Origin of the sequence: Mycobacterium sp. 852002-30065_SCH5024008 (assembly GCF_001665645.1) — a bacterium.
Lineage (GTDB): Bacteria > Actinomycetota > Actinomycetes > Mycobacteriales > Mycobacteriaceae > Mycobacterium > Mycobacterium paraffinicum.
Genome location: NZ_LZSZ01000004.1, coordinates 144,007 through 151,975 on the forward strand (window position 1 = coordinate 144,007; position 7,969 = coordinate 151,975).

At 66.1% G+C, this 7,969-nt stretch carries 7 protein-coding genes and 1 pseudogene; 7 read left to right on the top strand and 1 reads right to left on the bottom strand.

Features of this window, described 5'->3' with window-relative positions:
* Nucleotide 1 precedes the first annotated feature (1 nt).
* Entirely contained in the window at nucleotides 2-1,381 is a 1,380-nt protein-coding gene (mtr, locus tag A5781_RS00800; protein WP_067199608.1) for a mycothione reductase, read from the top strand.
* An 80-nt stretch (nucleotides 1,382-1,461) separates the two neighbouring features.
* Here mtr and A5781_RS00805 read toward each other — a convergent pair whose 3' ends face one another.
* Nucleotides 1,462-1,926 carry a Fur family transcriptional regulator gene (locus A5781_RS00805; protein WP_067199683.1) on the bottom strand — a complete coding sequence of 155 codons (465 nt, stop codon included), beginning with the start codon at nucleotides 1,924-1,926 and terminating at the stop codon, nucleotides 1,462-1,464.
* Between the two features lie 169 nt (nucleotides 1,927-2,095).
* Here A5781_RS00805 and A5781_RS00810 point away from each other — a divergent pair, with 169 nt between their 5' ends.
* From A5781_RS00810 to A5781_RS00835, 6 genes and pseudogenes are all read left to right on the top strand, one after another.
* Nucleotides 2,096-3,211, top strand: coding sequence for a HoxN/HupN/NixA family nickel/cobalt transporter (locus A5781_RS00810; RefSeq protein ID WP_067199611.1), 1,116 nt, complete (start codon nucleotides 2,096-2,098; stop codon nucleotides 3,209-3,211).
* 94 nt (nucleotides 3,212-3,305) lie between these two features.
* On the top strand, nucleotides 3,306-3,641 hold the full coding sequence (locus tag A5781_RS00815) for a hydrogenase maturation nickel metallochaperone HypA (RefSeq protein ID WP_067199614.1): 336 nt from the start codon (nucleotides 3,306-3,308) through the stop codon (nucleotides 3,639-3,641).
* A gap of 28 nt (nucleotides 3,642-3,669) precedes the next feature.
* Nucleotides 3,670-4,440 carry a hydrogenase nickel incorporation protein HypB gene (gene hypB, locus A5781_RS00820; RefSeq protein ID WP_067199618.1) on the top strand — a complete coding sequence of 257 codons (771 nt, stop codon included), beginning with the start codon at nucleotides 3,670-3,672 and terminating at the stop codon, nucleotides 4,438-4,440.
* A gap of 229 nt (nucleotides 4,441-4,669) precedes the next feature.
* Nucleotides 4,670-5,725, top strand: coding sequence for a hydrogenase expression protein HypE (locus A5781_RS00825; RefSeq protein ID WP_067199623.1), 1,056 nt, complete (start codon nucleotides 4,670-4,672; stop codon nucleotides 5,723-5,725).
* Nucleotides 5,726-5,805: 80 nt separating this feature from the next.
* Complete coding sequence (locus A5781_RS00830; protein ID WP_067199626.1) at nucleotides 5,806-7,605, top strand: nickel-dependent hydrogenase large subunit; 1,800 nt, start codon at nucleotides 5,806-5,808, stop codon at nucleotides 7,603-7,605.
* A gap of 4 nt (nucleotides 7,606-7,609) precedes the next feature.
* A pseudogene (locus tag A5781_RS00835) lies at nucleotides 7,610-7,969 on the top strand (hypothetical protein); the annotation flags it as partial.

The window sequence follows — 7,969 nt, forward strand, 5'->3', positions numbered from 1 at the left end:
GTTGGAGACATATGACATCGCCATTATCGGAACCGGCTCGGGCAACACCCTTCTCGACGATCAGTTCACCGGCAAGCGTGCGGCGCTGTGCGAGCACGGCACGTTCGGCGGCACCTGCCTGAACGTCGGGTGCATCCCGACCAAGATGTTCGTCTACGCCGCCGAAGTCGCCACGACGATCCGGGACGCGGCGCGCTTCGGTGTCGACGCGCACGTCGACCGGATCCGCTGGGACGACATCGTCTCGCGGATCTTCGGACGTATCGATCCGATCTCGATGAGCGGCGAAGATTACCGCCGCGCGTCACCCAGCATCGACTTGTACGACCAGCACACCCGGTTCGGACCGGTTCAACCCGACGGGCGCTACTTGTTGCGCACGGACGGGGGCGACGAATTCACCGCCGATCAGGTGGTGATCGCGGCGGGGTCCCGCCCGGTCATCCCTCCCGCGATCCTCGACTGCGGTGTCGCCTATCACACCAGCGACACGATCATGCGGATCCCGGAGTTGCCCGAGCACCTGGTGATCGTCGGGAGTGGCTTCGTGGCAGCTGAATTCGCCCATGTCTTTTCCGCCCTCGGGGTCCGGGTGACATTGGTCATCCGCGGCAGCTCGATGCTGCGGCACTGTGACGACACCATCTGTAAACGCTTCACCCGCATCGCCGCAGCTAAATGGGAACTGCGCACACACCGAAACATCGTGGGCGGCACCAACAACGGCTCCGGCGTCGCGCTGCGCCTCGACGACGGGTCGACGCTGGACGCCGACCTGCTGCTGGTCGCGACCGGGCGGGTGTCCAACGCCGACCTGCTGGACGCCGAACAGGCCGGTGTCGAGGTCGAGAGCGGCCGGGTGGTGGTCGACGAATACCAACGGACTTCGGCGCGTGGTGTTTTCGCCCTCGGCGACGTTTCGTCGCCATACCAGCTCAAGCACGTCGCCAACCACGAGGCCCGCGTCGTACAGCACAACCTGCACTGCGACTGGGACGACACCGAGTCGATGGTGATGACCAACCACCGCCACGTACCGTCGGCGGTGTTCACCGACCCTCAGCTGGCATCCGCCGGACTGACCGAAAACCAGGCCATCGCACAGGGATTCGATGTCTCGGTCGCGATACACGACTACGGCGACGTCGCCTACGGCTGGGCCATGGAGGACACCACCGGGATAGTCAAGCTGATCGCCGAGCGCAGCACCGGCCGTCTGCTGGGCGCGCACATCATGGGCCACCAGGCGTCGTCGATCATCCAACCCCTGATCCAGGCGATGAGCTTCGGGCTCACCGCCCACGAGATGGCCCGCGGCCAGTACTGGATTCATCCGGCGCTGCCCGAGGTGGTCGAGAACGCGCTACTCGATCTGTCCTAGTGGCGATCGCAAGCGCGGCGTAGCCGGGCGCTGGGGGCACCTCCCGCTTGCGGGGGACGGGTCGCCACTGTTGGTGCAGCTCAACGCTTTTGGCACTGCGGGCACAGGCCGTGCAGGGTCAGGCCCGCGGCCTCGGACAGCGCGAAGGAACTGCCCGCCATCGCGTGTTCGAGCGCCGAACTGAGCTGCCGGGCGGGCACCTCGATGATCGAGCCGCACTCGGTACATACGGCGTGGTGGTGCGGCGCGGTGGCCATCCCGTAGGTGGTGACACCGCCGTCGAGGGTCAACGGGTGCAGCACTCCCTGGCCGACCAGGGTGGTCACCGTGCGATAGATGGTCGCCACGTCGGGAGCCTGGGCCCCGTGCGGCAGGCACGCCCGCACCCGCTTGTGGATCTCCGCCACCGGCAGATGGCCGTCGACCGGCTCGAGCACCGCCAGCACCTGGATCCGCGAGGACATCCGCCGCAGCCCCCGGGCGCGCAGGAGATCGCCGATCCGGGCGGTGGCGGACGGGTCCAGTGCCGGCGGCTTGGGCGTCACCCGTTCAGTGTCGCGCCGCCGCGGTGGGCGCGCCAGCTTTCGGCCGAATTCGCCCTGCACCGGCCCCGGGATTCCTGCAACCTACTTGCATCTGGCTGACGACGGCACATACAGTCGTGCGGGTTGTTCCGTTCCATGCCCGATGCTGGAAGGACCCTGGAGGAACCCAGTGGTCAGTACTGAGTTCGGTCGGCGCCCGTCATGGACGACCAGGCTGCGCAGCGCCCTGACACCGGCGGAGTGGGGGCGGCTCGCATCGATGTCGGCGATCATCGTCGCGCTCCACGTGGTCGGTTGGTTCGCCCTGGCGGCCTTCGTGGCCCCGGCGCAATTCAGCTTGGGCGGCAAGGCATTCGGGGTCGGCGTCGGGTTGACGGCCTACACCCTGGGAATGCGGCACGCGTTCGACGCCGACCACATCGCCGCCATCGACAACACCACCCGCAAGCTGATGAACGACGGGCAGCGGCCGCTCGCGGTCGGATTCTTCTTCTCGCTGGGCCATTCCACGGTGGTCTTCGCGCTGGCGGTCCTGCTGGCGTCCGGGGTCAAGACGTTCGTGGGACCGGTCCGCGACGACTCCTCGAAGCTGCATCACTACACGGGACTGATCGGCACGGGCGTCTCCGGTGTGTTCCTCTATGCGATCGCCCTCCTCAACGTCGTCGTGCTGGTGGGCATCCTGCGGGTGTTCACGCGGGTCCGCCGCGGCGGCTACGACCCCGACACCGACGGGGCAGAACTGGAACGGCACTTGGACAACCGGGGACTGATGAACCGATTACTCGGCCGCTTCACCAAATCGGTCACCAAGTCATGGCACTCCTACCCCGTCGGGCTGCTGTTCGGGCTCGGGTTCGACACTGCCACCGAGATCGCGCTGCTGGTCCTGGCGGGCACCAGCGCGGCCGCCGGGTTGCCGTGGTACGCCATCCTGTGTCTGCCCGTGCTGTTCACCGCCGGCATGTGCCTCCTGGACACCATCGACGGCTCGTTCATGAACTTCGCCTACGGCTGGGCCTTTTCGAATCCGGTCCGCAAGATCTACTACAACATCACCATCACTTCGCTGTCGGTGGTCGTCGCGCTGCTGATCGGCAGCGTCGAACTCCTCACCCTGTTCGCCGAGCAGTTCGGCTGGCGGGGCGCGTTCTGGAGCTGGATCGGCGGGCTGGACCTGGGCGCCGTCGGCTATTTCATCGTCGGCGCGTTCGTCGTCACCTGGGCGGTGGCGTTGCTCGTCTGGCGCTACGGGCGCCTCGAACAGAAGTGGACGTCGCCTTAGAAACCGCGAACCCGGAGAGCGGCTGCGCATCCTGGGCCGTCGGTGTAGAACAGTGCTCATGAGCCTCGCTGCGGCCGGACGCCGGTGATCGGCTGTGCATGAGCTGTCGCTGTGCGAAGCGATCGCCGGTGTGGTCAAGACGCATGCCGACGGTCGGCACGTCGACGTCGTGCGCGTGCGGATCGGGGCGCTGCGCCAGGTGGTGCCCGAGTCGCTGTCGTTCTGCTGGACGCTCGTGCGGGACGCCGAGGACATGCCCGGCGCCGAGCTGGAACTCGAGTGCGTCGGCGCCGAGGTGCGCTGCCGCGCGTGCGGCCGGCACTCGGAGATCACGTCGGCCTGGTCGATCTGGTGTCCCGAGTGTGACAGCTCCGACGTCGAGGTGTTGCGCGGCAACGAATTCTTGGTGACGTCGTTGGACGTCTCATGAAACTGGCCCGCTCCGAACGGATTTGACCATGGGTAGATTTCATCGGCATGACGACGGGACCGTGCACACCCACGAGCACGACGACCCGGATCACCGGCACGGCGATCACGGCCAATACCAGACCGGCAAGCAGCGGGTCGACGTGCTGGAGGCGATCTTCGCGGAGAACGACCTGCTCGCCGACGCCAACCGCGCGGCGTTCGAGAGCAGCGGGGTGCGCACCCTCAACCTGATGAGCTCGCCGGGATCGGGCAAGACGACCGTCCTGCAGGCCACGCTTGACGAGCTCGCCGGTGAGCTTGCCATCGGGGTGATCGAGGGCGACATCGCCACCGACCTGGACGCGGCCAAGCTCAGCGGTCGAGGCGCCCAGGTGTCACTGCTCAACACCAGCAACGGTTTTGGCGGCGAGTGCCATCTCGACGCGCCCATGGTGAACCGCGCACTGCCGGGTCTCGACCTGCCCGCGCTGGACCTGGTGATCATCGAGAACGTCGGTAATCTGGTCTGCCCGGCCGAGTTCGACGTGGGCGAGCACGCTAAGGCCATGGTCTACTCCGTGACCGAGGGCGAGGACAAGCCGCTGAAGTACCCGGTGATGTTCCGCTCGGTGGATGTGGTGTTGCTCAACAAGATTGACTTGGTTCCGTACCTCGACGTCGATGTCGACGAGTACATCGCCCACGTGCGCAAGGTCAATGCGACGGCGACGATCCTGCCGCTCAGTGCGCGGACCGGGGCGGGGATGGGCGCTTGGTTCGGCTGGCTGCGACGATTCGCCGCGGACGCGCCGGCCTGACGGTCCGCTCTTGCAAGGCTTTCGCATGATCTCGGGGCATCGGCGCGGCCGACGATTGCTCCCCGAGCGGCGCGAAAGTGTATGCAACGGTTGTCTAACTACTTGGTACCGCAGAGACGTTGACACGCTGGGCGGTGAAGAGTAGACCCAGAAATTAGCGCTGCGCAAGTGGGCCGACGGTCGACTCCGGTGGCGCAGGGGCCTCAGCCCGGCCCCGGAAAGCTGCAGCATGCCAACAGAAGCAGCAGTCAAAGCGGAAGAAACATTGATTCATGTCCTATGGATTAATGCGGGGCTCAGTTGTGATGGCGATTCGGTGGCGTTGACTGCCGCCACCCAACCCACGATCGAGGAGATCGCCCTGGGGGCTCTACCGGGGCTTCCGAAGGTCGCCGTGCACTGGCCGCTCATCGATTTCGAGTGCGGACCCAGCGGAGGGGCGGACGATTTCCTGTCGTGGTTCTTCAAAGCCGATCGCGGCGAGCTCGAACCGTTCGTGCTCGTCGTCGAGGGATCGATCCCCAACGAGAAGATCAAGGAGGAGGGCTACTGGTGCGGGTTCGGCAACGACCCGGCCACCAACCAGCCGATGACCACCAGCGAGTGGCTCGACCGGCTGACGCCCAAGGCCACCGCGGTCGTCGCGGTCGGGACCTGCGCCACCTACGGCGGCATCCACGCCATGGCCGGTAACCCGACCGGGGCGATGGGGGTGCCCGACTACCTGGGGTGGGACTGGAAGAGCAAGGCCGGCATTCCCATCGTGTGCGTGCCCGGTTGCCCGATCCATCCCGACAACCTGTCGGAGACGCTGACCTACCTGCTCTACATGGCGACCGGTCAGGCGCCGATGATCCCGCTCGACGACGCGCTGCGCCCCGCGTGGTTGTTCGGCGCCACCGTGCACGAGGGTTGCGACCGGGCCGGATACTACGAGCAGGGCGACTTCGCCACCGAATACGGATCGCCGAAATGCATTGTCAAGCTTGGCTGTTGGGGTCCGGTGGTCAAATGCAACGTGCCCAAACGGGGATGGATCAACGGTGTCGGCGGTTGCCCCAACGTCGGTGGGATCTGCATCGGCTGCACGATGCCGGGATTCCCCGACAAGTTCATGCCGTTCATGGACGAACCGCCGGGCGGCAAGGTTTCGACGACCGCCGTGGGCCTGTACGGAACCGTGATTCGCAATCTGCGGGGCATCACGTCGCGCACCGTCGACAAGGAACCGCGGTGGCGCCACAACGGTAACCAACTCACCACCGGAGCGCGCCGCACCTGGTAGGTCACCTACCGGGTGGGCGCGCTTCGTTCTCAAGTCTGAGCTCTCGAGCTCAAGAGCCCACAGCGGGAAGAAGAAGTGCGATGACAACCATCATTCCGGAGCCCACCCACGCCAAGCGGGAACCCGGCCAACTGGTCGACATGGCCTGGGACCCCATCACCAGGATCGTGGGCAGCTTGGGCATCTACACCAAGATCGACTTCGAGAACCGCGAAGTCGTCGAGTGCCACAGCACCTCGTCGATCTTCCGCGGCTACTCGATCTTCATGAAGGGCAAGGATCCTCGCGACGCCCACTTCATCACCAGCCGCATCTGCGGTATCTGCGGTGACAACCACGCGACCTGCTCGTGCTACGCGCAGAACATGGCGTACGGCGTCAAGCCACCGCACCTCGGCGAGTGGATCGTCAACCTCGGTGAGGCCGCGGAATACATGTTCGACCACAACATCTTTCAGGAGAACCTGGTCGGCGTGGACTTCTGCGAGAAGATGGTGTCCGAGACCAACCCGAGTGTGCTTTCGCTCGCCGAGAAGACGCCCGCGCCTCAGGCCGAGGCCCACGGGTACCGGACGATCGCCGACATCATGCGGTCGCTCAACCCGTTCACCGGCGAGTTCTACCGCGAGGCGCTGGCCGTCAGCCGCTGGACGCGAGAGATGTTCTGCCTCATGGAGGGTCGCCACGTGCACCCGTCCACGCTGTACCCCGGTGGGGTCGGCACCGTCGCGACGATTCAGCTGATGACCGACTACATGACCCGGCTGATGCGGTACGTGGAGTTCATGAAGAAGGTCGTGCCCATGCACGACGACCTGTTCGACTTCTTCTACGAGGCGCTGCCCGGTTACGAGAAGGTCGGGCTGCGCCGCACCCTGCTCGGCTGCTGGGGCTCCTTCCAGGACCCCGAGGTGTGCAACTTCGCATACAAGGACATGGAGCAATGGGGCAACGCCATGTTCGTGACCCCGGGCGTGGTGGTCGATGGCAAACTGCTCACCCACTCGCTGGTGGACATCAACCTCGGCATCCGGATCCTCTTGGGCAGTTCGTATTACGACGACTGGACCGAGCAGGAGATGTTCGTCAAGACCGATCCCCTGGGCAACGCGGTGGACCGGCGCCACCCGTGGAACCAGCACACCAACCCGCACCCGCAGAAGCGGGACATGGACGGCGGCAAGTACAGCTGGGTGATGTCGCCGCGCTGGTTCGACGGCAAGGACCACCTGGCGCTGGACACCGGCGGCGGCCCGCTGGCCCGGTTGTGGTCGACCGCGCTGGCCGGCCTGGTCGACATCGGCTACGTCAAGGCGACCGGCAACAGCGTCAAGATCAACCTGCCCAAGACCGCGCTCAAGGGTCCGGTCGAGTTCGAATGGAAGGTGCCCAAATACGGCAGCAACACCATCGAGCGCGACCGGGCGCGCACCTACTTCCAGGCCTACGCGGCGGCGTGCGCGTTGCACTTCGCCGAGAAGGCGTTGACCGAGATCCGTGCCGGCCGCACCAAGACGTGGGAGAAGTTCGAGGTGCCCGACGAAGCCATCGGGTGCGGCTTCACCGAGGCGGTGCGCGGCGTGCTCAGCCACCACCTGGTGATCCGGGACGGCAAGATCGCCAACTACCACCCGTACCCGCCCACCCCGTGGAACGCCAACCCGCGCGACAGCTACGGCACACCCGGGCCGTACGAGGACGCGGTGCAGGGTCAACCGATCTTCGAGGAGAACAGCCGGGAGAACTTCAAGGGCATCGACGTCATGCGCACGGTGCGCAGCTTCGATCCGTGCCTGCCCTGCGGTGTGCACATGTACCTGGGCAAAGGCAAGACCCTGGAGAGACTGCACACGCCAACTCAGTCACCCGTCGGGGAGTGAGGAGATGGTGGATCGCCCGGAAACCCTTGACGACAGTGCGGCGCGTTGGCGCACAGCGGGCGATCGGATCCAGACCCTGCTGGATTCCTGCGCGGCGAGCGGGGGGGCCGCGCAGGAACGCGCGAGGGAGTTGGTCCGGGAGGTGGTCGGGCTCTACGGGGCCGGGCTGGAACGGATCATGCTGCTGGCTCAAGAGGGCTCCCGGGACGGACCAGGCCCGGGCCTGGCCGAGCGGCTGGCCACCGACGACCTGGTGGCCAGCCTGCTCCTCGTCCACGGCCTGCACCCCCACGACGTGCACCGCAGGGTGTCCGACGCGCTCGACCGGGTGCGGCCGTACCTGGGCTCGCACGGTGGTGACGTC